We start from the raw sequence: 819 nt of genomic DNA, 5'->3' as shown, positions 1-819 counted from the left end.
CGCCGTCATTGTCATCACGGAGGAACACTGTTCCTCGGTACGGCCGGCTTGCGGCCCCAGCAGATGAGAGAATGACAATGGCTCGAACCAAAAAGGACGACACCTCCCAACCCAGCAGGAGCCGGAAAACGCCGGAGAGGTCGGCGTCGAAATCCGCTTCCCGGTCTGCCACGAAGAAGCAGACCGGCGCTTCCAAGCGTGCCCAGCCCAAAGCGATGGCTGGCTCCCGGTCTGCCACGAAGTCCCAGGCTGTTCCCGCGAAGGCCCGGTCCTCCGCAGGATCGCGCACGGCGGCACGCTCGACCTCCGGCACGTCGCGATCCCGCTCCACGACGCAGACCCGCTCCGCATCCCGCTCACAGGGCAGCCTGCTGAACCCGATGGCCTGGCTCTCAACGCTTGAGACAACGCTCACCTCCCCACAGGCGCGCGCCGTGATGGCCGAGGCCCTCAGGGCCGTCGCGAATGTGCTTGAGAAACCGCAAAGCAGCGAGCAGGGCCAAGGCGGCGGAACGCAGGAAGGCCGGAACGCCGTGTCGGCCGCCGGCAGTCTCGGTGCCGAGATCGTCGCAGCTCCGCTGGAGATCGCCGCGGCAGCCATCGGTGCCGCAGGGGAGGTCGTGACGAGCGCTATTGGTGGATCGCCGGGCGAGGACGGTGGCAACGGCGCCAGCCGGAAGGGGGGCCGGCGATCCTCCGCGCAGAAGAAATCCTCGAAGGTTAGCGACGAGACGAGCCGATGATCGGTCGGACGGACAGCAGATCCTCCAGGACGAGCCGTCCGGCCGGCGTCAACATCAGCAGACTTTCGTCAGGGGC

General features: G+C 67.3%; 2 protein-coding genes. One reads left to right on the top strand and one right to left on the bottom strand.

Going from position 1 to position 819, the window contains the following annotated elements; genetic code table 11:
- Nucleotides 1–415 (bottom strand): hypothetical protein (locus FS320_RS47460; protein ID WP_210252274.1); only part of this gene is annotated, 415 nt, incomplete at its 3' end.
- Nucleotides 416–437: 22 nt separating this feature from the next.
- On the opposite strand from FS320_RS47460, the gene FS320_RS47455 reads away from it, so the two are divergent.
- On the top strand, nucleotides 438–743 hold the full coding sequence (locus tag FS320_RS47455) for a hypothetical protein (RefSeq protein ID WP_210252273.1): 306 nt from the start codon (nucleotides 438–440) through the stop codon (nucleotides 741–743).
- The last annotated feature ends 76 nt before the right edge of the window (nucleotides 744–819 follow it).

The organism is Microvirga tunisiensis (assembly GCF_009296175.1).
Lineage (GTDB): Bacteria > Pseudomonadota > Alphaproteobacteria > Rhizobiales > Beijerinckiaceae > Microvirga > Microvirga tunisiensis.
This window is presented reverse-complemented; position numbering and strand designations above follow the sequence as displayed.

Coding starts and splice junctions, on each gene's coding strand:
- FS320_RS47455 (WP_210252273.1), top strand. CDS start 438: ATGGCCGAGGCCCTCAGGGCCGTCGCGAATGTGCTTGAGAAACCGCAA.